The organism is Orrella marina (assembly GCF_003058465.1).
Lineage (GTDB): Bacteria > Pseudomonadota > Gammaproteobacteria > Burkholderiales > Burkholderiaceae_B > Algicoccus > Algicoccus marinus.
In genome coordinates, this window is sequence record NZ_CP028901.1 from 2251112 (window position 1) to 2275116 (window position 24005).

Consider the following 24005-nt stretch of genomic DNA (forward strand, 5'->3'; position numbering starts at 1 on the left):
GAGAGTCCTTTAAAAGGACATCTATTCGTCACACCGGTTGCGGTAACGGCCACATCACCCGAGCACCCGAGCATGGATCCTGCACGACGTCCCCACCCGCTTTCTCTGTCCGAGATACGTGCACTAGAGAAACAAGGTCTTGATCAAGGATTACCGCTGATGAGCCGGGCGGGACAGTGTGCAGCCGGGCTTGCGCTCCGGTACTGCCAGCCATGTCATGACGTATGGCTGCTCGTCGGTCCTGGCAACAACGGCGGCGACGCACTCACCGCTGGCGCACACCTGCTCAATGCAGGCTTGACTGTTACAGCCATCATGCCAGCCGAACCTGCGGCTCAAGCAAATGATGCACGGAATGCACTGAAGCAATGGAGTCGCATAGGTCAGTCAACACAGACAACCTTACCGCGAATGGATGGTGACAACGCCCCCAAAAGGCCCGACTTGGTGATTGACGGCTTATTCGGAATCGGCCTGAACAAACAGTTAGGCCAACCATGGCAGACGATGATCGATGACATCAACGAATCCGGCATCCCTGTACTGTCTCTTGATATTCCTTCAGGGATGATGGCTGACACGGGCCAATGCCTCGGACGTCCAGTGCGCGCCCGATGGACGGTCGCGTTCATCGCGCCTAGTTACGCGCTGTATGATTCGGCGTCACGTGAATTTACAGGTGAATGGGATGTATGTACATTGGGTCTTCAAGCGTAGCCGCCCCTGCCATGGTGAGTCGTCCGGTCACGAATATCAAGTTGCAGCAGTTCGCTCGGGCGCCATGTCTGTCTGGCAATCTTTCAGACGCACTGGAGCGGGTTGGACGAGCAAATGGATCACCCGAGCAGTGACCGCACTTGCTGTAGTGGCTATTTCCGGATGTACGGTCACTGTCCCACAGAATATCGATGTGGTTAGTCCGTTTGACATCAATCGCTATCTCGGACAGTGGTACGAAATCGCTCGCCTGGATCATTCTTTCGAGCGCGACATGATCAAAGTCAGCGCGATCTATTCACTGAGCGGTGAGGAGGGCAGCATACGGGTCGTGAACCGGGGTTTTGACACTCGGACTCAGGAATGGGACGAAGCGGTCGGACGCGCCAAGTTCCTCGAAGGGACGAACACAGGCGCACTAAAAGTCAGCTTCTTCGGACCGTTCTACGGCGGATACTTCATCACTGCACTGGATCAGGAGAACTATCAATGGGCCATGGTTGTTGGGCCTGACCTGAAGTACTTCTGGATTCTCTCACGAGACAAATCGATTGACCCTCTGGTCAAGACAGAGCTGCTGACCCAGGCACGCAAGATGGGCATTCCTGTTGACCAGATTATATGGGTGGAGCAGTAGAAGAATGAATTACTGGATTAAAACCACGCTCGAAGATTGCCCCGCACTGCCCTGGGCAAACGGATTCGGACTCACGCAAGAAGTGATGACCTGGCCACAACGTGATGACTGGGTGATACGTGTTTCGATCGCGCACATTGCCCAGAATGCACCGTATTCAGTCTTACCTGGTACAGAACGCTGGCACACCATCCTGAAAGGCAAGCTAGCACTCACGATAGACCAGAGCTCGGTGACACTGGACGCCAAGTCCGAGCCTTTCTCTTTCGATGGCGGTGTCAGTTGCACATGCAAACTGATCGAAGGCCCTGCGCTTGCCTTGAACACGATGACAAGAGGTGCGGCATATCGAACTCGTGTCTACCGGATTTCCAGCCAGGATTTCAAACCATTGAGCGAGCTTCTCTGTCTGTCGACAGATGAACTGAACCGTTGCACACTCATCGGGATGTTCTCGGTCAGCTCGAGCAAGATCATGTACAACAATAATATCGACCAGATCGCCGCCGACCAGTGGATCTGGTCTGACCGTGCTATCGCCACACGCATTGAGCAAACCAGTCTTACATCAGAGTCAGCCATTCTGGTGTTACTGCAAAGGATTTAAGATGAAGCTTTTTGCCAGACAGGCTTGGGTGAATGGCACCTGGGCTCAGGATGTACTACTCGAAGCAAATTCAAATGGACTTTGGGATTCGGTCAAGGCGAATGTCACTGCACCAGTTGATGCTCAAAGAAAATCAGTACTCATCCCCGGAATAACTGATGCGCACAGCCACGCATTTCAACGGGCAATGGCCTGCCTGACTGAACGCGGGAGTAAGAATGGCGACAATTTCTGGCGCTGGCGTCAGACTATGTACCAGATCGCCCTGACAATATCTCCGGATGACCTGCGTGAGATTGCCATTCAGCTGTACCGTGAACTGTTGCGAGGTGGGTACTCACACGTATGTGAGTTTCACTATGTTCATCGTGATCCTGATGGTGTGGCCTATGCAGATCCTGCGCAGATGTGCTGGGCGTTAGTGGATGCAGCGCGTGAGACAGGTATCGGGCTGACGTTGCTTCCCACGCTCTATATGCACAGAGGATTTGGTCAGCCAGGACTGCAAAGCGACCAGCGACGCTTTGCCGGGACACCCGAGTTCATTCTCGATCTTCATGACCGGATTTCGCGCTACGCGAAAGAACATGATCTTGAGCACCAGATTCGTGCCGGTGCAGCGATCCATTCGCTACGCGCGGTTGACCCTGCGTCAGTCCGGGAACTGGCCGAAGGTCTGGGCCGTTCACCACTACACATTCATGTGGCCGAACAGACCAGGGAGGTAGACGACTGTGTGGCACATCTCGGCGCCCGACCCATTGAATGGCTGCTGGACAACGTCGATCTCAACGAGAACTGGCACCTTGTTCACGCAACCCACACAACACAAGCCGAACTTCAAGGGCTTGCTCGCTGTAGTGCGAGTGTCGTGATCTGCCCGACTACCGAGGCCAATCTAGGTGATGGTGTGTTTGACCTGCCAACTGCACTCGCATCGAATCTAACCTGGAGCATAGGCACTGACAGCCACGTCAATCGGGATGTTAGCGAGGAATTAAGGCTACTCGAATACAGTCAGCGCCTGACACGCAGGCAACGCAACATCGCGTCAAACGTCGTTGCGTCAAGTAGCAACCCTGAGCCTTCAACTGCACAGGTATTGTTTGAGAAAGCTTTGCAAGGCGGCGCCGCAGCGAGTGGGCTGCCGCTCAAAGGGTTCGCAAAAGGACAGCGTGCGGACTGGTTTGAACTGGATCTGAGTCATGATAGTTTCTGGCGGGTTCCGCCAGAACGCCTGCTAGATGCATGGGTGTTCTCGACACCGGCAGGAAGTCTAGTCAGAGGTTGATTCTCAATGCATCCCACCCTGACAGCCAGTGCTGCGGGTGGGATGCCGCTGCAATGAAATGTGGATTCAGCACCACGGGTTTACCGTACACCAGACGATTTCCTGCAAGGTCGCACACCACGCCTCCAGCACCCTCGAGTACTGCCTGGGCAGCGGCGGTGTCCCACTCGCACGTATCCCCCAGGCGAGGGTACAGATCGGCATCAGCCTGGGCAATCAAACAGAATTTGAGTGAGCTGCCAGCCTGCAGCAGCTCCACGCCGTCACCCAGCTTCTCGAGAAATATCCGGGTCGCACTGTTCAGATGACTTTTACTGGCAACTACTCTCAAAACCTGTCCGGCAGAATGTCTCTTTGCGAGCGAACGTACACGCAAAGAGATTGTTTTACCACCTTTCTGTCGAAAGCTTCCTGTCTGGATGCCTCCCCAATACATCAAGTCAATCACAGGCGCATAAACAACACCCCAGACCGGCACCCCATGGTCAATCAGGGCGATATTGACCGTAAAGTCATCTCCACCCGATACAAACTCCCGGGTTCCATCAAGAGGATCGACGAGCCAGAACTGTATTGCACTGCATCGGAGAGCCTCAGACTCAGGCAATTCCTCCGAGACCACCGGGATGTCTGGCGTCATCGCCCTCAAGCCCTGAACAATCATTCGATTAGCAGCCAAATCCGCAAGCGTGACCGGACTGTTGTCAGACTTGCTGCGTACATCCATCGGGGTTGGGGCTTTGTTCGCAACGTTATGTTTGGGATGAAAGACAAGCGTCTCCTCTCCGGCTCGCCTGGCAAGCTGAATCACATCGTAAACCCATGACATCCTCATTTCTGCCTCCTGATGCGAACCCGCCACCCATTGAACAGATCCTCGCACAGTCTACGACTCATCTTTCTTTAAAAGATACCTGATCTGCAATGAAACAAGATGAACTGAGCAGGAGATCATGGCGCAGCAGAGACTAAAAAAATGAGCTACCCGACATAAGTCGGGTAGCTCATTAGCAAAAAGATACTTCAGTGACCTGAAAATCACTGATGCATGTAATTACAGGCTATTTGCAAACTCGGGAACAGCTTCAAACAAATCAGCAACCAAGCCATAGTCAGCTACACCAAAGATAGGTGCTTCGGCATCCTTGTTGATCGCAACGATCACTTTGGAATCTTTCATACCCGCCAAATGCTGGATCGCACCCGAGATGCCCACTGCGACGTACAACTGAGGGGCAACGATCTTGCCAGTCTGACCAACCTGCCAGTCATTCGGTGCATAGCCGGCATCAACCGCAGCGCGTGATGCGCCCAAAGCAGCACCAAGCTTGTCTGCCAGCGGATCGAGAATCTTGAAATTCTCGGCACTACCCATTCCGCGACCACCAGACACCACAACACTGGCACCTGCTAGTTCGGGACGATCGCTCTTGGCAACCTCACGACCGACAAACTTCGATTTGCCGCTGTCTGCTACTACTTCGACAGACTCCACCTGAGCGCTTCCGCCTTCAGCTGCAACCGCGTCGAATGATGTTGAACGCACAGTGATGATTTTGGTCGCATCGGACGACTGCACGGTGGCAATCGCGTTACCAGCATAGATGGGACGCTGGAACGTGTCAGCCGACTCAACTGCAGTGATATCAGAGATCTGTGCAACGTCGAGTTTGGCAGCAACTCGTGGCGAAACATTCTTTCCGGAAGCCGTTGAGGGAAACAGGATATGGGAGTACGCAGAGGCAACTGCCAGAACCTGAACTGCCAGGTTCTCTGCCAGACCATCTTTGAGCGAGTCTCCGTCTGCAAGCAAGACCTTCTGCACGCCAGCGATCTTGGCCGCTGCATCGGCAACAGCCTGCGCTCCGGAACCTGCAACCAGAACGTGGACGTCCGAGTCGATCTTGACTGCGGCAGCCACCAGGTTCAAGGTCACGCCCTTGAGCTGGGCATTGTCGTGTTCAGCAATAACAAGTACGGACATAGTTACACCACCTTTGCTTCATTCTTGAGTTTATCGACCAGTGCGGCAACATCCGGCACCACAACACCAGCCGAACGGCCAGCAGGCTCGACCACCTTGAGGGTCTTCAGACGGGGCTCGACATCAACGCCCAGATCTGCAGGGGAAACCGTCTCGAGCGGCTTCTTCTTTGCCTTCATGATGTTGGGAAGCGTGACATAACGAGGCTCGTTCAGACGAAGATCGGTCGTCACGATCGCCGGAAGCGTCAGCTCGATGGTCTCCAGGCCACCGTCAACCTCACGCGTCACGACAGCCTTGCCGTCTGCAACTTCAACCTTGCTGGCAAACGTTGCCTGCGGCCAGTCGAGCATGGCTGCGAGCATCTGCCCGGTCTGGTTTGCATCATCATCAATCGCCTGCTTGCCCAGAATAATCAGGGAAGGCTCTTCTTTCGCTGCGAGTTCCTTGAGCAGCTTGGCGACGGCCAGGGGCTGCAATTCAGCATCAGTCTGAACCAGAATTCCACGATCCGCACCAATCGCCATTGCAGTGCGCAGGGTTTCCTGGCACTGGGCGACACCGCAGGACACAGCAACGATCTCGCTTACGACACCCTTTTCTTTCAGGCGGGTGGCCTCTTCAACAGCGATCTCGTCAAACGGGTTCATGGACATCTTGACGCTAGCGATATCCACGCCTGACTGATCCGACTTAACTCGCACTTTGACGTTGTAGTCCACAACGCGCTTTACCGGCACCAACACCTTCATCTATGGTTCTCCAGAGATTTATCAACAGAAACTGAGAGACAGCACAAATCCGTGCCAAGCACGTCCGACAATGTGAATTCCCCGAAAACGGACCAGCATGCGGGCAAAAAATAACTGCTATACCGTAATTATCACCTGCGATCATTTTGACCGGCCAGATAGCTGGAACGTTGATTTTCTGTCTAATTGTCCGGAGATTTTACAACTTTGCGAGAGCCTTGACATGAGCAACCACGCTGCGCCCTAAAGCAGAGAGGTTATATCCTCCTTCAAGCATACTCACAATCCGACCTGCGCTATGAGTCTGAGCCACCTTGAGCAACCGGTTGGTGAGCCATGCATAGTCATCCTCAACCAAGCCTAGCTGGGCCAGATCGTCCTCCCGATGCGCATCAAACCCTGCTGATATAAAAATCATCTGTGGCATGAATGCATCCAGCCTGGGCAGCCAGTGCTCCTCGACCAGCTTTCTGATTACATCACCTCTGGAATAGGCAGGCACTGGAATATTGACCATGTTGTCAGCAACATTCTCCACACCTGAGTTCGGGTATAGCGGATGCTGAAAGAAGCTGCACATCAGAACCCTCGAATCCCCGCCAAAGATATTCTCCGTCCCGTTGCCGTGATGCACGTCGAAGTCGATGATGGCAACGCGCTCGAGACCATGGCGGTCCAGTGCGTGCGCCGCCGCCACGGCAACGTTATTGAAGAAACAGAATCCCATGCTTTTTGCGCGCTCAGCATGATGTCCGGGCGGGCGCACAGCACAAAAGGCCGTCGAGGCCCGTCCACCCAGGATCTCTTCAACGGCCAGTACACCACTGGCCGCTGCATGTCTGGCAGCTGTGAGAGAATAAGGATTGAGCATCGTATCGGGATCCACTTCAGCCAGACCTTGCTGGGGAACCATGCGTTGCAGCCGATCAATATAATCTCGAGCATGCACCCGAATCAGGGTCTCGTCATCAACCGGAGCCGGAACCTCCATCTCCTGGACGTAATTGATGAGACCACTGGCCAGCATCTGGTCAGAAATGGCGTCAAGACGCTCCGGACATTCGGGGTGTCCCGGGCCCATTTCGTGCATCTTGCACGTTGAGTGTGTAATGTAGAGTGTCAGCATGGAATGATTATGTCGCCCACTCTAAGAATATTGCAACTGGTTCCTGCAATACTCCTGTCAGCTGGATGTGCAACCTCCGTTTCTCAGGAGTCTACACCCAACGCGGACTATGCAGCAGCCCCTGCCGAAGTTTCCCTGACCGATACGAAGCACTCAACAGGCCGACCCACTTTGGACGGACCATCCGCTGACGAGGTACTTTCACAACCCCTGTCCGGATTCATGGCTCGCTCGGATGTGCAAGCTTTCTACAGAAAACTGATCTCGGAGCGTGATCTGCCTGCGCAGTCTGTTGCTGACCTACTCGCGAACGCCCAGTTTCAGCCAACAACGGTTCGCCTCATGACACCTCGTGCTGCAGGAGGCGGACGGATTGTGCGGGACTGGCCTACTTACAGGAAACGGTTCGTGGAACCTGTGCGCATCGAACGCGGTATTGCGTTCATGCAGCAGTACCACGATCAGCTCAAGGTCGCAGAAAACAGGTACGGCGTACCGGCCAGCATCATTGCTGCGATCATAGGAGTCGAGACGCTATACGGCAGTCACATGGGTAACTTTCGGGTTCTGGATTCCATCACAACACTGGCTTTCAACTATCCTGAGCACCCGCGCCGGGATGAGCGGGTGAATCTGTTTCGAAATCAGCTTTCGGATCTGATTGAACTGCACGTCGACGGCCGACTCGATGCGAACAAGCAGCTTGGATCGTTTGCCGGGGCAATCGGCATTCCTCAATTCATGCCGACCAGCATCAAGGAGTATGCGGTTTCAACCAATCCGCAACAACGTGTCAACCTTGAGTACAACGTTGACGATGCCATTCTGTCAGTTGCGAATTTTTTACGTCGGCATGGATGGGTGCCTGGTGCCCCCGTGTTTGCTCCCGCAAGGCTGCCAACTGATGCGAGCCATCTAGTTGACGGGGGTCTTTCGCCAAACACGACTTGGGCTCAGCTGCTCAAGGAGGGAGCCAGACTCAACCCTGGCGCTAGTGCTCAGTCCTGGGCCCATCTGCCACTAGGGTGATTGACCTTCCAACCGCCAGAACCGGACAGGTGGAATACCGTGTTGCCACACCCAACTTTTTTGCGCTGACGCATTACAACCGCAGCTATTTCTACGCAACGTCGGTTGCTGAACTGGCCCAAGCCATCTCGCAATAGAGATAGCCGAGCCAGCATGACGCCTGAGCCCGGAGTCGGACGCCACATCGGACCGGCTGTATGTTCAGAAACCTGGCGTCAGAGCTGCTGATTGAAGATCCCTGTTGAGAGGTACCGGTCGCCGCGATCACAAACGATAAACACAATAGTCGAGTTTCTGACGCGTGAAGCGACGCGCAGTGCTGCAACCAAAGCACCGGCTGCTGAAACACCTGCGCAAATCCCTTCAATCGCGGCGAGCTGTCTGGTCATGTCTTCCGCTTCTAGTTGCTCAATGATTTCGAACTGATCTACTTTTGATCGATCATAGATCTTCGGGAGGTACGCCTCTGGCCACGCCCGGATTCCGGGTATCTGTGAGCCCTCGGCCGGTTGCGCGCCCACAATCTGTATATCGGCGTTGCGAGACTTGAGATAACGAGACGTGCCCATGATGGTTCCGGTGGTTCCCATGGCACTTACAAAATGCGTGACCTGTCCACTAGTCTGGTTCCAGATCTCCGGTCCTGTCGTCTTGAAGTGAGCCAATGGATTGTCCGGGTTAGCGAACTGATCCAGAACCTTGCCCTTGCCTTCTTTCTCCATTTGCGCAGCAAGATCACGGGCAAACTCCATCCCACCTTTCTCTGCTGGCGTCAATATCAACTCCGCGCCATAGGCAGTCATAGACGCACGACGCTCAAGCGAGAGGTTGTCAGGCATGATCAGTATCATCTTGTAGCCACGCATCGCAGCCACCATTGCCAGTGCAATGCCTGTATTGCCACTGGTTGCCTCGATCAGCGTATCGCCTGGCTTGATCTCCCCGCGCTTTTCAGCTTCGACGATCATGGATAGTGCCGGACGGTCCTTGACCGATCCAGCCGGATTGTTGCCTTCCATCTTGGCCAGAATGACATTTCCACGGGCTTCACCAAGGTCTCCAGGAAGCCGTTGCAAGCGGATCAGTGGCGTCTTGCCGACAGTCTGCTCAATCGTTGGGTATTGCGAAAAATCGTTCATCAGAGATCCGGGAGGTTCTTAACATCAATATTCGCGCCGGAAACACCACAACTGTCCTTCCAGCACACGTAGTCGAAATTCTAGTGGCAATGACACGTCTGTCGCTGATTGCCACCAGCAAAATGTACACTTCCGTCGACTCTAGCACTTTTTACGGAAGGTCAATCAACGCAGGGGTAACCTTGCGCTCACCTCGCGCCCTTGCCTTGTCAGGTCTGGCCTGGTCGCGCCTGCCTGATGTCAATCGGCGCGAACGCGTACGCCGCTTTGAGTGTCGTTTGCCACATTCTTCGAGACGGCCTGGATTTCCCGTTTCGCCGTAGCCAAACTCCGTGGAAGTACTAAATTGCCTCTTGGCCTGTCTTCGCCCACGGCGAACTCCGGAGCGATACCGGCAAGCACTCGCTCCCCTGCCTGCAGCAGACTCTCGCGCAGGCGCGGAGTGTGACTGTCTGGCTATCAGAACAGTCGAATGCGCTCCTGCCTGAGTTTGAATGACCGCATCATCTTTCGACCTTGCGCTCGACCAGGCATTCAATGAGGTTCCCTGCACAGTCGCTAAAAGCAACACGCTGGCCACTGCTCTGCCAAGTCTCGATGCGAATCCTCTGTTCGCCTGGCCGACAAGACCATCGCAACCAATTGTTCGTAGAGACAGCCACAAAAGCCGTTTCCACAGATAGCCAATGCCACCCTTACCCTTAAAAAATGAAGCGGCGGCCTGATTATGTAAGCTGAGCATAGAAGAGTGTCATCGCAATCAAGAGATGCCAATTCTTCCACCCCGAGCGCATATCGATCAGTCGTGTTGTCCGCCTTTATCCACTGTGATTCATGCTGCAGAATCGAGCATCAGATGTCCATTGCTGACCTGGTACCGAATGTAGTCCGCAACACCTGACTGTACGCTTTTGAATTCTGCTGTGTATCCGCTTGCCCTCAAGGCACTCATGTCTGCCTGGGTGTAGCTCTGGTAACGTCCTTTGAGATCGTCAGGAAAAGGAACGTACTGGATCAAGCCCTCGTTCACCAGATCGCCTAGCGATAGCTTTTCCTGCCCCCTCAACTCTCTCAGGGTATTCACCACCGAAGACGCCACGTCATTGAAAGGCTGGGCACGCCCTGTCCCGCAATTGAAGATCCCGTTGATTTCCGGGTGTTCCAGAAAATGCAGATTGACCGATACGACATCATCAACTGAAATGAAGTCCCGCATCTGTCCACCGTCATCGTATCCATCCCAGCCAGCAAACAATCTGACACTACCAGAGGTCAGAAACTGGTTCATATTGTGGAACGCCACAGAAGCCATCCGACCCTTATGCTGCTCGTGCGGCCCATACACATTAAAGTATCGTAGTCCGACAGCCTGCGCTGCGAGCCTGTCGGACCGACCGCGAACGACCTGATCAAACAGGAATTTTGAATATCCATAGACGTTCAGTGGCTTCTCATTGGCCAGCGCCTCGACATAGTTCGGTCCGGCGCCATAGACAGCTGCAGACGATGCATAAATGAAAGGGACTCGCCGCGACTGAGCCCATTCGAACAACTCGCGGGTGACGCGGTAGTTGTTGTCCATCATGTATTGACCGTTGCGCTCCGTCGTATCCGAGCACGCTCCCTGGTGGAAGACAGCCTCTACCTTACTCAGTGCATTCTCAGTGACGAGACGTCGAAACTCGTCCTTGTGAAGGTAATCTGCCACCTGACAGCCAACCAGATTCACAAACTTGTCTCCGTCCGTCAGGTCGTCGACCGCCAGAATATTTCTGTACCCGCGGGCATTGAGTCCCCGTACCAGATTGGACCCGATAAACCCCGCTGCCCCAGTCACGATAATCATTCCATTTCCTCCGCTGTAACGGTCGATGTTCCTAATTTGCCGACTACGATGCCTCCTGCGCGGTTGGCCCATCGCATGGCTGTGTCCCAGGATGCGCCTACCGCCTTCATCACAGCAAGGGTCGCCAGCACGGTGTCACCCGCTCCCGACACATCGAAGACTTCGTGCGCCAGCGCGTCGACATGATCTCTACTATCCTCTGTAAAGAGCGTCATGCCTTGTTCGGAGCGTGTGACGAGCAAAGCTTCAAGCGAGAGCAATTTTCTGAGCGCCTGCGCCTTTCTCTCAAGCTCATCCTCATCAGTCCAGGAACCGACCGCCTGCTGCATCTCGAGTCGATTTGGTGTGACAAGGCCAGCACCACGATAACGTGTGTAATCCGATCCTTTGGGATCGACAAGCACGAGCACACCGGCCTCCTGAGCTGCAACGATAAGTTCCTGCACTCGACCAAGGGCGCCTTTTGCATAGTCAGACAGAATCAGAACATCTGCACTGTCAAGTTGGGCCCTCGCAATCTGATTCAATCTGGCAACACAATCTGATGTTGGTGCCTGCTCAAAATCCACCCGGACCATCTGCTGCTGACGGGCGATGACCCGCATCTTGACGATGGTTGGAAACGAGTCGTCCTCGACCAGCGCATGAGTGACTCCATCCTCGTCCAACAGCTTCTGAACTTTTTCACCAGCCTCATCACGACCAACAATTCCGATCAGCGTGACTTGAGCACCCAGTGCGCGCGCGTTTCTTGCTACGTTTGCTGCGCCTCCCAGGCGGTCCTCTCTACGTGCGACATGCACAACCGGAACAGGTGCCTCGGGTGAGATCCGTTCAACTTCTCCGAACCAATATCGGTCCAGCATGATGTCACCCACGACCAGAATGCGTGCTTCACGGATCTGTTCACGCGGAAACTTGTTCATCATCTTGCGCGGGAAACCCCGGCCTTGATGCCGGGGCAGGGATAGCGCAGCACGAATCACGTGCCCTCTTGATCCCGCATCTCCATTCAATATTGCTATCTTCTTGTTGCGGAAACTTTCCCGTAGCTGTCTGGATCGAGAAAGCCAGGAGTTGAGTCTCCGGGCTCCACCCTCAGACAAAATATTCACAGTTGTCCAACAGCAAAGCCACCGACCACGAAACCAATCGGCAGAGGAAGAAACTGATTCGCTCTGCAGCATGTTCCTTTCTTAAGGTGAAGTGAGTGAAGACAACTCTTCAAGCCGTCGAGGAGGGTATGTTTCCCAGCCATGACATCCCGGACACTGCCAATAATACTGGCGTGCCTGAAAACCGCACACACGGCATGCGTATCTGTCCAGTCTTTTGGTGTGTCGATTGACAAGCTGATGTACGAGCGCGGGTTCAAGAGAAAAATCCTCACCCTTGCTGACAGCCACAGCACCGTCCTGCTTTGCTTCGACCCCGAGGGCGCGATCCAGTGCCAGCAAACTTGGATGACTTGTCAGCGCCGAACGCATGAACTCCCAGGCGGCCTGGCTTCCGTGCAGATGATGCAACATTCTGAACACGACGCTGGCAAGGTCCAGAGATGGAAATTTGCGATAGTGTTCAAGCAACCGGTTCAGCAGTAGCTCACACTCACCGGTCCGCTGAAAACTGGCTTCAAGGCTTTCCGCCACCAGACTGGCATACTCGGGGGCATCACTGAGGATTTCGAGCAAAGATTTGCGTTGCGCTTTCGTGTCACCGTTTCTTCCGGCGATCTCTGCCAGAATCATGAGTATCCGGGCTTTCGATGCACTGGTCGGCGTCTGTTCGGACTTTACAGCCTGCTCGGCCAGACGGATAGCTCCCATCGCATCGTCCAGACCAGGTGGATTACTGCTTAAAGCAATCTCGGCCATTTCGCAGTGATAGTGAACACTCTGGGCAATCGGTTCGCCCGTCAGTCTTCCAAGTTTACTGACCGCCTCGATCGCCCGGGGCCAGTCATGCTCGGACTCATAGATACGCACGAGCGCCCTGACTGCCTGTTCGTTAAAGGCTGTGTCCTGTAACTCCTTGTACGCCATTTCTGCCCTGTCAAGCATGCCAGCTTTCAGAAAGTCCTGTGCAATCTCGTGAAGGGCGTGTTCACGGTCACGAGCAGGCAGATCAGAGCGAGACAACAGACTTTGATGAACTCGAATCGCCCGTTCCATCTCACCGCGTCTGCGGAACAAGCTACCAAGCGCAAAGTGCAACTCAGTCGTCTCAGGGTCAAGCTTCGCAACCTCGACGAAAGCGTCAATTGCCCTGTCCGGTTGCTCGTTTAAAAGAAAGTTCAATCCTCTGAAATATGAATCAGGCAGGTTTCTGCTTTCATTGAGCATATGACGCAAGTCGAACCGGGCTGCAAGCCAGCCCAATCCGAATAACAGCGGCATGAAAATAAGCCACCAGGATTCAAAGTCCATTTTCTATCGCTATTCAAAGAGGCGTTGTGCCTGATGGTGATGTCGGTGAGACTACGCTCGCTGACGATTCCCCTGTCGGGTTGCCAGGCTTGGTACTCGCGCGCGCAAGATCCTTGCGCAAGCGGCCAGATTCACGCCAGCGTTTCCATCTTCCGGGCAACATCAATACTGCGCCAAAAGCAGTTCCCGCTACAAATGCCAGCAGGATGACCACAATCAGTGGGACATCTGCCAGACGGTATCCGTCATAGAAAATTACGTCCACCGGCGTGATGTTCTTGAATGCAAAAAAGAGAACCGCTATAAAAATAACGAGGCGAATGGTCCAGACCACATATCTCATGACGATCACTCCAGGGTGTCAGGGTACGGAAACAGTCGTAGAAGGAGCTAATTGGACATTGTATAACCGTGTTGGCAAGCATCCGGCTCAAGAAAGCCATACTCCCCTCACTTTGGGTCTGACAGGTCACCAAATCGGCATAGGGGGTAGCCCGTAGGCTACACCCCTGCCACACCTCCCGGCATGCGGGCCCGCACCGGGCGGTTCGAGAAGTTGAGGTCATGAGAGTCGGGGTAGACCCAGCCGGTCAAAGTACGCAATCATCAGAACGCCATTGAGGGTCTTCGCGCTGTTGGTAAGCGAACGGTGAACACATATTGAGGGCAAATCCAGGATGGCCGATCATGTTGGCATGTAACTCTTCAGGACATGCCCATGACCGAGCTCCACTCTGCGGTGAACCCACCAACGTCGCGTCGCCGATATAGCGCGCAATTCAAATCCGATGCTGTCCAGGCCTGTCTGGCTCCCGGTGCGGTCATCGCCCACGTCGCCAGGCAACTCGGCATCAACTACAAGATGCTCGGTCACTGGGTCAATCGCCACCGACGGCAGTTGGCGCAGGACAAGCCCGCGTTTGTCCTCTGGTCACCTTCAGAGCGCGAGCCGATCCCGGATCAGGCTTTGAGTTCGCCGCCACAAATGCATCGTGAGCCTATTCGTGTGAGTTGCTCACGTGGCAATCAACAAGTGAGGATCGAATGGCCGGTGAGTGATGGCCAGCAATGTGCCGAGTTCTTGCGGGAGTGGCTGCGATGATGCGCATCGAACAATACTGGCTCGCGCGCGACCCGATCGATATGCGCGCAGGCATGGAAACCATGCTGGGCAAGGTCGTGTCGGTGTTTGGTGCAGCCCAGGCTCATCACGCCTATTTGTTTACCAATCGACGAGGCAACCGGATCAAGGTTCTGATCACCGATGGGTTTGGGGTCTGGGTGGCCGCACGACGGTTGCATGATGGTGGGTTTACCTGGACGCAATCGACGGGTAGTAGCCGGTTGGAGATGACCCAAAGTCAGTTCGATGCACTGGTGCTCGGGCTGCCTTGGCAGCGGGTGTCGAAGGGCGAGATCGTACGCTATGCGTAGCGATTTCACGACTCAGATTTGACCGAATTTCTCTATATAAATCAATTGGCAATTGTGCCAATGGCGAGATACTTTCGCGCATGTAATACTGTTTCCCATGATCACTGACACCACCGCATTGGAGCACTTGGACGAGCAGGCCCTCAGGCGCCTGGCGCAAGAACTCATGTCGACTGTCGGTGCACAATCCCAGGTGCTGGCCGAGCACGAACGGGTACTGCGTGAGCGTGATCAGTTGATCAACGAGAAGGATCTCAAGATCGCTCGCCTCACCCAGGAGATTGCAGTGTATCGACGCTGGCGCTTTGACAAGCGCAGCGAAGCCTTCAAGGGCGCGCAACGCAGCCTGTTTGACGAAGACATCGATGCGGACCTGGCTGCCATGCAGGCTGAACTGGCCGCTTTGTTGCCCAAGAACGACAAACCGGCTGCACCCAAGGACAAACCCAGGCGCAACACATTTCCGCCGGAACTGCCTCGCACCGAGTTCCATCACGAGCCTGAGACCACCACCTGTGGATGTGGCTGTGCGCTCAAGCGTATTGGCGAAGATGTCAGCGAGAAGCTGGACTACACGCCGGGCGTGTTTACGGTGGAACGTCACATCCGCGGCAAGTGGGCTTGTGCCGCTTGCCAGACGCTAACCCAGGCACCGGTGCCCCCACACATCATCGACAAGGGCATCCCGACCCCCGGTCTGCTAGCCCATGTCATGGTGGCCAAGTATCAGGACCATCTGCCTTTGTACCGTCAGGAGCGCATCTTCGGACGAGCTGGCCTGGAGATTCCGCGTTCGACATTGTCGCAATGGGTCGGTGTCTGTGGTGTGCGCTTGCAACCCCTGGTTGATGCATTACGCCAGTGCATGCTAAAGCTGCCAGTGTTGCATGCCGATGAAACCCACGTGCCGATGCTCAAACCCGGTTCGGGCAAGACCCATCGCTCGTTTATCTGGACATACGTCTCGGGTCGGTTCGAGCAGCTCAAAGCTGTCATTTACGAGTTCCATGACAATCGGGGCAAAGTCAATCCCGAGTCGTTTCTGGCAGGCTGGAAAGGTCAGTTGGTTTGCGACGCCTATGGTGGTTACCACGGTCTGATGGCCGAGGGTGTGACGCACATTGGTTGCATGGCGCATGCCAGAAGATATTTCTTCGACTTGCACAAGGCAACGGGTAGTGATGTGGCTGATCAGGCGCTGGTGATCATCCGGGAGCTCTACAACATCGAACGGGATTGCAAGGATCTTGATACTCAGGCGCGATGGCGAATCAGGCAAACTCGCAGCAAACCGATCATGGAAAGATATCGTGCCTGGCTGGTATCCCAGCGACTGCTCGCAACAGATGGCACGCAGTTGGCCAAGGCGATCGACTATAGCCTGAAGCATTGGCCGGCATTGGTTCGCTATCTGGAGGACGGTCAGCTGCCGATAGACAATAATTCAGCTGAGTCCGAAATTCGTCCAGTTGCCGTGGGCCGCTCCAATTGGCAATTCGCCGGATCCTTGCGCGCAGGAAAGCGTGCCGCAGCGGTGATGAGTCTGATCCAGAGTGCTCGCCTGAACGGGCATGATCCTTACGTCTATTTGAAAGACATCTTCACGCGACTGCCCACTCATCCGAACAGTCGGATTGAAGAACTGCTGCCTCACAACTGGACCGCACCGACAGTTTGAGCTCTGTCAACCTGTCTTGCCCGGACGCTTACCGCTGTTGCGCCACCATCGCCGTGAGTTTGCGGCAATCCTGTGCGCTTGCACATGACTGGCCCCCATGGCGATGAGTTCCCGGTACATGGTCTTGCCACGCTTGCATTGCCTGCGCTTGATGGCCCGCAGCCGGTGACGTATCCATTGATCCAGCTCTCGCCAGACTCCTGGAGTTTGCGCCAGTTGGAAGTAGGCCTTCCAGCCAAGAATGTACGGGCGTAGCCGATCGACGATCTGCTGCATGCTTTGTCCGGCACTGCGACGGGTCAGACTCCGGATCTGATGTTTGAACTTGTCCAGAGCTTTTGTCGCCACCTTGCGCTTGACGACCCCTCTCGGAGCCCGCCAGAGACTGTACCCAAGGAACTTGCGCTGACTGAACACACTGGCCACCGCACTTTTGGTCTCGTTGACCTTGAGCCGCAGCTTTGTGTAAAGCTTTCGCAGCACGGCCATCACCCGCTCACCCGCGCGACGACTTGCGACGTACACATTGCAGTCATCGGCATATCGGGCGAACCGATGGCCTCGCCGTTCCAGTTCCTTGTATGCGATTTCTGTTCGTCGGCTCGCAACTTACGCTCCACGCTTCCTTTCCACGATCGGTCACCCTTTCGCAGTTGCGCTTCACTTTGCTCACTGTGACCAGCTCGCAGCGGGACTTGCACCCGCAGGTGTGCGCCCATGCTGGGCGCACAATAGAAAATGCACGTACAGAAAACTGTACGTGCAACACAGAACCACGACTCAGAACCGCCACTCGTCGAAAACGGACGAAATGTACCGTTCGCCCATCAGCCCCAGAAAACGATCAGCGCTGAAGCGAACTATCTACCTGCTCGCGCAACTGCTTACCCGCCTTGAAGTGCGGCACTTTTTTACCTGGCACCAATACCTGCTCGCCTGTCTTGGGATTACGTCCAACTCTCGGAGCGCGCTCCGAGAGGGAAAAACTCCCAAAACCCCGAATCTCGATACGTTGCCCATTCGCGAGCGAACGAACCATCGCATCGATGATCGTCTTGACAGCGATGTCGGCATCTGCCGCGGAGAGTTGTGGATGACTCTCCGCGAGTGCCGTGATCAGTTCCGATTTTGTCACGGTCAAACCAACTTATTCGCCGTCTCTGGCCTGATCGAGCTTGGCCTTGAGCAACGCACCAAGGTTCGTCGTTCCGCTTGTTGCTCCCGCTTCAGACATCCGCTGCAGTGTTTCGGCAGTCTCCGCATTGTCACGTGCCTTGATTGACAATTGAATCGAGCGACTCTTACGGTCAACGTTGACGATCATTGCATCCACACTGTCGCCTTCTTTCATGACTGTTGTTGCATCGTCTACGCGGCCTGCACCCATCTCGGATGCACGCAGGTAGCCTTCAACATCCACTGACAGCGTGACGACAGCACCTTTAGCATCAACTGCCTTGACCGTACCCTGAACAACAGCGCCCTTGTCATGTGTCGAAACGAAATTGTTAAACGGATCGCCTTCGAGTTGCTTGACACCAAGCGAGATACGCTCTTTGTCGGTGTCAATGGCGAGAACAACTGCTTCGATCTCGTCACCCTTCTTGAAGTTACGAACAGCCTCTTCGCCCGATTCGGACCAGGAGAGGTCTGACAGGTGAACCAGTCCGTCGATACCGCCAGGCAGACCAACGAAGACACCAAAGTCAGTGATCGACTTGATTGCACCGCTAACCTTGTCGCCACGCTTGAAGTTGGTTGCAAAGTCTTCCCATGGGTTGGGACGACACTGCTTCATGCCCAGCGAGATGCGGCGACGGTCTTCGTCGATCTCCAGAACCATGACCTCGACTTCCTCTCCGAGCGTCACGACCTTGCGTGGATCCACGTTCTTGTTGGTCCAGTCCATTTCTGAAACGTGAACCAGACCTTCGATACCGGCTTCAACTTCAACGAATGAACCGTAATCGGTCAGGTTGGTAACCTTGCCGAACAGACGGGTTCCCTGTGGGTAGCGACGCGAGAGGCCGATCCATGGATCTTCGCCAAGCTGCTTCACGCCCAGAGAGACACGGCTCTTTTCCTGGTCGAACTTGAGCACTTTCGCTTCGATTTCCTGACCAACCGACAGAACTTCCGAAGGATGACGGACACGGCGCCAGGCCATGTCGGTAATGTGCAACAAGCCATCGATACCACCAAGGTCTACGAACGCACCGTAATCGGTGATGTTCTTGACGATACCCTTGATGACGATACCCTCTTCCAGCGTCTCGAGAAGCTTCTGACGCTCCTCACCCATGTTCGCTTCAAGCACTGCACGACGTGACAAGACGACGTTGTTGCGCTTGCGATCAAGCTTGATAACCTTGAACTCGAGCGTCTTGCCTTCGTACGGGGTCGTGTCCTTGACAGGACGGGTATCCACCAGCGAACCCGGAAGGAATGCACGAATACCGTTGGTCATCACGGTCAGGCCGCCCTTGACCTTGCCTGTGATGGTTCCAGAAACGAGTTCGTTGTTCTCTAGAGCCTGCTCAAGCGACAGCCAAGCTGACAAGCGCTTGGCGCGATCACGCGAAAGAATGGTATCTCCGTAGCCGTTTTCAAGCGAGTCAATCGCGACGGAAACGAAATCACCTTCAGATACTTCGAGTTCACCCTGGTCGTTCAGGAACTCTTCAAGAGGGATCAGCGCTTCTGACTTCAGGCCCGCGTTCACAACCACGAAGTTGTGATCAACGCGGATGACTTCAGCCGAGATCACCTCGCCTGATTTCATATCCTGGTCTTTAATGCTTTCAGCAAACAGGTCTGCGAAACTTTCGCCGCCTGTCAAGTTCTCGATAATGGGTTGAGTTGACATGTAAGGAATATCCGAATTGCCCATAGGGCTGGAAATCACGCCCCCTAAAACGAGGGCGGTGTTAATAATCAAGACCGCTTTCACGCTCACAGATCCCGAGAATCGGCGCAACCTGAAAGGGTATCCCTGCACTCTGCCAAGAACAAAGGAACTGTGTCAAACCGGGCATCCCGGAGCATCAGGGAAGAACCAAAAACTGTTCCTGCCAGAGCTTACAATTCTCCGATTTCAGAGTGAACTCAGAAATTTAGCAGATTTTCTTTTTTTGATCAAGCTCTTAGATCGCGCACAGCATACGGTTCTCTGAGAAATCTGTCCTGAAATGTCGTCAGGGTAACAAGACAAATACAGGCAGATGACATAACCAGACTCACCCGCCAAGCAGGCCCAGCCAAAACGCGGGCCTGCTCCCAACCTTGCCGCAAGGACTCCCCGGCGCTGTCTGTTACAACAGAGCCGAGTCAGGACATTGACGCCACAGCGCCAGAACACGCTCGACCGTTTGCTCGACCGTCAGCGCTGATGAGTCGATGACATATGCATCCTCAGCAGGTTTGAGCGGAGCCACCAACCGGTTCATGTCACGCTCATCCCGTGCCTTCAGGTCAGCGAGGATGATTTCGTAGTCGGCCGATTCACCTTTCTCGACCAACTGGCGGTAACGCCTGTGCGCCCTGGCATCGACATCAGCCAAGAGAAATATCTTGAGCGGTGCATCTGGAAACACCACTGTTCCCATATCACGGCCGTCAGCGACCAGGCCAGGCCAGGTGCGAAACGCTCTTTGTCGCTCCAGCAGCCCCTGCCTCAAGACGGGCTCCTTGGCTAGCTCTGATGCCAGATTGCCAACATTCTCATGACGAATACTGGAAGTGACATCAACACCATCGAGCAATATCCGACCCTGTTCAAAATGGATACGCATCTCCCTGGCGAGATCGCTGATTCGAGTCAAGTCCGTGAGTACGACATCATGGTTCATCACAGTCAGCGCAGCGAGACGGTAGATTGCCCCGCTGTCTAACACATGCCAACCAAGAACCGCCGCGACACGCAAGGCCACTGTACCCTTGCCTGACGCCGTCGGACCATCCAGGGCAATAACGGGAGCACAGGTGTTCGAAAGCATTTCAACTTACCAGAGATTTGTACACATCAAAGTAACCAGGAAAGGTCTTCGATACACAGTCCGGATCTTCAATTGTCAGGGGAACCGGACCGAAGGCTGCTAATGAAAAGCACATCGCCATGCGATGATCGTCGTAGGTGTGGATGGAGGCAGATCGCCACGCATCGGCGGCAATCGGCTCAACCATCAACCAGTCATCTCCAGCCTCGACACGGGCACCAAGCTTGCTCAGCTCGTTTCGCATCGCTTCAATCCTGTCAGTTTCCTTGACTCTCCAGCTTGCAATATTACGCAGCCAGCACGGACCATCCGCATAAATTGCCAGTACAGCAGCGGTCATGGCGGCATCGGGAATCAGGTTGAAATCTGCGTCGAACGCTCTCAAGCGCTCACCCTCGGCGACACGCGGCCCGGTCACCTGAATCGACTGTTCCCCCAGCTCCACTGTCGCCCCCATAGCCTGCACGTGGTGCGCGAATTTCACATCACCCTGAATACTGCTCCGGCCGATACCGTGAACGGTGACAGCCCCCCTCCGAGCAGACCGAGCCCAAAGAAATAGGAAGCTGAGGATGCGTCGCCTTCAACGCGCATAAGTCCGGGAGACTGGTACCGGGCATCACGACTGATACGGTAGGAGGGTGAGCCATCTTGCTGCACCTGACGGGCAACAACGACCCCGAAACGACTCATCATGTTCAGGGTAATATCGATATAGGGCTGCGAAATCAGTTGGCCCTCGACTTCAATGATCAGATCCTCACCAGTCCTGGCGGTAACAAGCGGTGCTGCCATCAAAAGCGACGTCAGGAACTGACTTGAGACTGATCCTTTGACCTGAACTCGCTGCCCAGCGATCGAACCTGCCTGAATGTGCAGCGGTGGATAGCCAGTCTGACCGATATAGTCTACCTTTGCTCCCAGCGAACGCAACGCATCAACCAAGTCACCAATCGGACGCTCGTGCATGCGCGGAACGCCAGATAGCCGGTAGTCACCACCGGCGAAAGCCAGTGCAGCGGTCAACGGCCTGAAAGCAGTACCTGCATTGCCGAGAAACAGATTGGCAGTGACCGCCCCCAGACCTGGCTGTCCGTCCACACAGACAACATCCGCCGCCTCTTGCTGCACTTGCACTCCTAATTGCTTGAGTGCGGCCAGCATCACCCGTGTGTCATCCGAGTCCAGCAATCCTTCAATCCGGGTCCGCCCCTCAGACAGCGCCGCAAGTAGCAACACCCGGTTGGAAATACTTTTTGAGCCTGGCAGCGTCACGTGCCCACACGCGTTGCGCACTGGAGCCAGCACCAGTGACTCGCTTCGATTCATGACCTCTCCTGCTCCCACTGGCGTCGGCGCTCTGCACTCTCACGTAACATTTGCTCGATCCAGTCAAAATCTCCCTTCGCGAGAGCATCTTTTGCCTCGGACAAGAGTGCGTGCAAACTGTCAATCTGATGCAGCATCGCCGGCCGATTGGCGACAAAAATATCACGCCACATTTCCTCCGAACCCTGAGCGATCCGTGAAAAATCAGCAAAACCTGCACCCGCCATCTTGAAGTCAACATCCGCGTTCACGTCACGCGCAACTTGCAGAACATAAAGGCTGGCAAGCCAATGAGGCAGATGACTGATCGCTGCAACGACCTCGTCGTGTTGATGCACATCCAGCCGATGCAATCGGGCACCACAGGTTCGCCAGGCTGACTCAACGTAACTGACGGTATCTTGTGCATTCTCCTCGAGAGGGCACACAATCACATTACGATTCCGGTAAAGGTCGGCGTACGCCGCCTGTGGTCCGAACATGTGAGAACCAGCCATGGGATGTGCCGGAACAAACTGCCCTATCCGGTTTCCCAGCGTTGCCCGGGCAGCTGACACAACATTTCCCTTCGTACTGCCACCGTCTGTGATGACGACACGATCAGACAAGTGATCTGCAAGTTCCCGGAACACTGACTCAAACGCACAAACGGGTGCAGCCACCATGATCAGGTCAGCCTGCTCGGCTGCCTGTCTCGATGAAACGGCCTCATCGATGATTCCAAGTTCTCTGGCCTGCTCAAGTGTTTCGGGCCTTCGTCCCACTCCAAGTACCCGCTCCACGACACCAGCCTTTCTGAGTCCAAGGGCAAACGATCCGCCGATAAGACCCACGCCTATGACCGCAAGAGTTCCTATCTTCAGTTCCTGCGCCATTAGTTCCCCTTGCCATGTGTCGCCATAATATCCTTGAGCGCCTCGATAAACCGGGCGTTCTCCTGCTCCAGTCCGATCGACACCCGCAACCACTCCGGCAAGCCATCTGATGCAACCGGACGCACGATTACGCCACGCTTGAGTAGTTCCTGATTAACCATAGCTGCATCCCCGACTCTGACCAGCACAAAATTGGCATAACTCGGAACAAACTCCAGGTCTAACTGTGCGAATGCAGTCTCAAGCTGGTTCTTGCCACTTGCATTGACCCTTGCGCTTTCTGCGAGGAAAGCCTCGTCCTGAAAGGCAGCCATGGCAGCTGCTTGTGCGAGCGTGTTGACATTGAAAGGCTGACGCACCCGTGCCAGCAACTCGGTCAAAGCGGGCTGCGCCAAGGCATAGCCTACACGCAATCCCGCCAGCCCATAAGCCTTTGAAAAGCTGCGTGAAACCAACAGATTACTGTACTGCCTGACCAGTTCCACACTATCGACTCTCAACTCGGGCAGCAAGTACTCGTTGTAGGCTTCGTCAAGCACAACCACAACCCGGTTGCCATGCCGCTTCTCAATCTCTGCAAGAAACCAGGCAATCGACTCTTTAGTCAGAAACGTCCCTGTCGGATTGTTCGGGTTGGCAATGAAAACGACCTTGGTTGTCTGGTCAATAGCCTCAAGCATGGCCGGCAGATCATGGCCGTAATCCTTTGCTTTGATCATGATGTGGCGGGCGCCGCGCGCCTGTGTCGCAAGCCGGTAAACCACGAAGGAGTATTCCGAATAGACGGCTGAACTTTCGTGATCCAGCAACGCCATGCCGACCATCTCGAGGATGTCGTTCGATCCGTTACCGAGTGTGATCCAGCTTGCCGGAACTCTGAGTCTGGTCGATATCAGCTGCTTGAGCTCATACCCCCCCGGATCGGGATAGCGACCAAGGCCGCTCACTGCATCAGCAATTGCCTGTCGGGCCGAGTCAGGCATGCCAAGCGGGTTCTCGTTTGACGCCAGTTTGACGACAGCGTCTGGGCTGAGCCCAAACTCACGCACCAGATCGTCGATTGGCTTGCCCGGAATGTAGGGTTGAATAGCAGTGATATGTGATGGCGCGGCCAACTCACGTTTCGTTTGACTCATTGCT

23 protein-coding genes and 2 pseudogenes are annotated in these 24005 nt (G+C 54.8%); 9 read left to right on the forward strand and 16 right to left on the reverse strand.

The window, feature by feature from the left end; genetic code table 11:
* Positions 1-72 precede the first annotated feature (72 nt).
* The 4 genes from DBV39_RS10225 to hutF are packed head-to-tail and all read left to right on the forward strand — an operon-like array spanning position 73 to position 3252.
* Positions 73-717 carry an NAD(P)H-hydrate epimerase gene (locus tag DBV39_RS10225; RefSeq protein ID WP_108621447.1) on the forward strand — a complete coding sequence of 215 codons (645 nt, stop codon included), beginning with the start codon at positions 73-75 and terminating at the stop codon, positions 715-717.
* Positions 689-1354 carry a lipocalin family protein gene (locus DBV39_RS10230; protein WP_227870584.1) on the forward strand — a complete coding sequence of 222 codons (666 nt, stop codon included), beginning with the start codon at positions 689-691 and terminating at the stop codon, positions 1352-1354. The genes DBV39_RS10225 and DBV39_RS10230 overlap by 29 nt, the downstream gene beginning before the upstream one ends.
* A 4-nt stretch (positions 1355-1358) precedes the next feature.
* Positions 1359-1961, forward strand: a complete 603-nt coding sequence (locus tag DBV39_RS10235; protein WP_108621449.1) for a HutD/Ves family protein — start codon at positions 1359-1361, stop codon at positions 1959-1961.
* 1 nt (position 1962) lies between these two features.
* Entirely contained in the window at positions 1963-3252 is a 1290-nt protein-coding gene (hutF, locus tag DBV39_RS10240) for a formimidoylglutamate deiminase (protein WP_108621450.1), read from the forward strand.
* Here the strand turns inward: hutF and cysQ are convergent.
* The 4 genes from cysQ to DBV39_RS10260 form a co-directional block, all read right to left on the reverse strand.
* Entirely contained in the window at positions 3242-4087 is an 846-nt protein-coding gene (gene cysQ, locus DBV39_RS10245) for a 3'(2'),5'-bisphosphate nucleotidase CysQ (RefSeq protein WP_193853019.1), read from the reverse strand. The two genes, hutF and cysQ, sit on opposite strands and share 11 nt — an antisense overlap.
* A 219-nt stretch (positions 4088-4306) precedes the next feature.
* The gene (locus DBV39_RS10250; protein WP_108621451.1) at positions 4307-5236 is read right to left on the reverse strand and encodes an electron transfer flavoprotein subunit alpha/FixB family protein; all 930 of its coding nucleotides are present in this window, start codon (positions 5234-5236) and stop codon (positions 4307-4309) included.
* 2 nt (positions 5237-5238) lie between these two features.
* Positions 5239-5988, reverse strand: a complete 750-nt coding sequence (locus DBV39_RS10255; RefSeq protein WP_108621452.1) for an electron transfer flavoprotein subunit beta/FixA family protein — start codon at positions 5986-5988, stop codon at positions 5239-5241.
* Between the two features lie 199 nt (positions 5989-6187).
* A complete protein-coding gene (locus DBV39_RS10260) occupies positions 6188-7114 on the reverse strand; it encodes a histone deacetylase family protein (RefSeq protein WP_108621453.1) in 927 nt (308 codons plus the stop codon).
* A 9-nt stretch (positions 7115-7123) separates the two neighbouring features.
* Here DBV39_RS10260 and DBV39_RS10265 point away from each other — a divergent pair, with 9 nt between their 5' ends.
* Positions 7124-8143: a lytic murein transglycosylase gene (locus tag DBV39_RS10265; RefSeq protein ID WP_265415991.1), complete on the forward strand. Its 1020-nt coding sequence runs from the start codon at positions 7124-7126 to the stop codon at positions 8141-8143.
* A 29-nt stretch (positions 8144-8172) separates the two neighbouring features.
* Positions 8173-8280 (forward strand): lytic murein transglycosylase, encoded by a 108-nt coding sequence (locus tag DBV39_RS20300; protein ID WP_265415992.1) that lies wholly within the window; start codon positions 8173-8175, stop codon positions 8278-8280.
* 78 nt (positions 8281-8358) lie between these two features.
* On the opposite strand, the gene cysM is transcribed toward DBV39_RS20300, so the two are convergent.
* The 5 genes from cysM to DBV39_RS10295 all read right to left on the reverse strand — a co-directional run bounded on the left by cysM (position 8359) and on the right by DBV39_RS10295 (position 13897).
* A complete protein-coding gene (gene cysM, locus DBV39_RS10270; protein WP_108621454.1) occupies positions 8359-9282 on the reverse strand; it encodes a cysteine synthase CysM in 924 nt (307 codons plus the stop codon).
* 832 nt (positions 9283-10114) lie between these two features.
* The gene (gene rfaD / locus DBV39_RS10280; RefSeq protein WP_108621456.1) at positions 10115-11128 is read right to left on the reverse strand and encodes an ADP-glyceromanno-heptose 6-epimerase; all 1014 of its coding nucleotides are present in this window, start codon (positions 11126-11128) and stop codon (positions 10115-10117) included.
* Complete coding sequence (rfaE1, locus tag DBV39_RS10285; protein ID WP_108623213.1) at positions 11125-12054, reverse strand: D-glycero-beta-D-manno-heptose-7-phosphate kinase; 930 nt, start codon at positions 12052-12054, stop codon at positions 11125-11127. Before rfaE1 ends, rfaD begins: the two co-directional genes overlap by 4 nt.
* A 270-nt stretch (positions 12055-12324) precedes the next feature.
* The gene (gene lapB / locus DBV39_RS10290; RefSeq protein WP_108621457.1) at positions 12325-13554 is read right to left on the reverse strand and encodes a lipopolysaccharide assembly protein LapB; all 1230 of its coding nucleotides are present in this window, start codon (positions 13552-13554) and stop codon (positions 12325-12327) included.
* Between the two features lie 13 nt (positions 13555-13567).
* Entirely contained in the window at positions 13568-13897 is a 330-nt protein-coding gene (locus DBV39_RS10295) for a LapA family protein (RefSeq protein WP_108621458.1), read from the reverse strand.
* A gap of 375 nt (positions 13898-14272) precedes the next feature.
* Here DBV39_RS10295 and DBV39_RS10300 point away from each other — a divergent pair, with 375 nt between their 5' ends.
* The 3 genes from DBV39_RS10300 to tnpC all read left to right on the forward strand — a co-directional run bounded on the left by DBV39_RS10300 (position 14273) and on the right by tnpC (position 16666).
* The gene (locus tag DBV39_RS10300) at positions 14273-14656 is read left to right on the forward strand and encodes a transposase (protein ID WP_159078865.1); all 384 of its coding nucleotides are present in this window, start codon (positions 14273-14275) and stop codon (positions 14654-14656) included.
* Positions 14653-14988, forward strand: a complete 336-nt coding sequence (tnpB, locus tag DBV39_RS10305; RefSeq protein WP_159078864.1) for an IS66 family insertion sequence element accessory protein TnpB — start codon at positions 14653-14655, stop codon at positions 14986-14988. The genes DBV39_RS10300 and tnpB overlap by 4 nt, the downstream gene beginning before the upstream one ends.
* 100 nt (positions 14989-15088) lie before the next feature.
* Positions 15089-16666: an IS66 family transposase gene (gene tnpC, locus DBV39_RS10310; RefSeq protein WP_407669283.1), complete on the forward strand. Its 1578-nt coding sequence runs from the start codon at positions 15089-15091 to the stop codon at positions 16664-16666.
* 6 nt (positions 16667-16672) lie between these two features.
* Here the strand turns inward: tnpC and DBV39_RS10315 are convergent.
* The 7 genes and pseudogenes from DBV39_RS10315 to hisC all read right to left on the reverse strand — a co-directional run.
* A pseudogene (locus DBV39_RS10315) lies at positions 16673-17245 on the reverse strand (group II intron maturase-specific domain-containing protein); the annotation flags it as partial.
* A gap of 265 nt (positions 17246-17510) precedes the next feature.
* A complete protein-coding gene (locus DBV39_RS10325; RefSeq protein WP_108623214.1) occupies positions 17511-17801 on the reverse strand; it encodes an integration host factor subunit beta in 291 nt (96 codons plus the stop codon).
* A gap of 12 nt (positions 17802-17813) precedes the next feature.
* Complete coding sequence (gene rpsA, locus DBV39_RS10330; protein WP_407669183.1) at positions 17814-19532, reverse strand: 30S ribosomal protein S1; 1719 nt, start codon at positions 19530-19532, stop codon at positions 17814-17816.
* A gap of 445 nt (positions 19533-19977) precedes the next feature.
* The gene (gene cmk, locus DBV39_RS10340) at positions 19978-20661 is read right to left on the reverse strand and encodes a (d)CMP kinase (protein ID WP_108621462.1); all 684 of its coding nucleotides are present in this window, start codon (positions 20659-20661) and stop codon (positions 19978-19980) included.
* A 1-nt stretch (position 20662) separates the two neighbouring features.
* Positions 20663-21990, reverse strand: a pseudogene (gene aroA / locus DBV39_RS10345) (3-phosphoshikimate 1-carboxyvinyltransferase).
* On the reverse strand, positions 21987-22865 hold the full coding sequence (locus DBV39_RS10350; protein WP_108621463.1) for a prephenate dehydrogenase: 879 nt from the start codon (positions 22863-22865) through the stop codon (positions 21987-21989). Before DBV39_RS10350 ends, aroA begins: the two are co-directional and overlap by 4 nt.
* Complete coding sequence (gene hisC / locus DBV39_RS10355; RefSeq protein ID WP_108621464.1) at positions 22865-24001, reverse strand: histidinol-phosphate transaminase; 1137 nt, start codon at positions 23999-24001, stop codon at positions 22865-22867. The genes DBV39_RS10350 and hisC overlap by 1 nt, the downstream gene beginning before the upstream one ends.
* Between the last annotated feature and the right edge of the window lie 4 nt (positions 24002-24005).